The following is a 313-nucleotide window of genomic DNA, read 5'->3' as shown; positions in this document are numbered from 1 at the left end:
TCTCCGGTCCTCTAGCTGCCCAGTATCAAGTGCATTTCTTGAGTTGAGCTCAAGGCTTTCACACCTGACTATGACAACCACCTACACACGCTTTACGCCCAGTAATTCCGAACAACGCTAGCCCCCTTCGTCTTACCGCGGCTGCTGGCACGAAGTTAGCCGGGGCTTATTCTGCGGGTACCGTCATTATCGTCCCCGCCAAAAGAGCATTACAACCCTAAGGCCTTCATCACTCACGCGGCATGGCTGGATCAGGCTTTCGCCCATTGTCCAATATTCCCCACTGCTGCCCCCCGTAGGCTGTCTCTTATAC

At 54.3% G+C, this 313-nt stretch carries 1 rRNA gene; it reads right to left on the bottom strand.

Annotated elements, in window-relative coordinates:
• A 16S ribosomal RNA gene (locus ACTHS3_RS17575) occupies positions 1-313 on the bottom strand; the annotation flags it as partial.

Source organism: Neisseria sp. P0009.S007 (assembly GCF_051962515.1).
The sequence above is the reverse complement of the archived record's forward strand: the minus strand, read 5'-3'. Positions and strand labels throughout refer to the sequence as shown.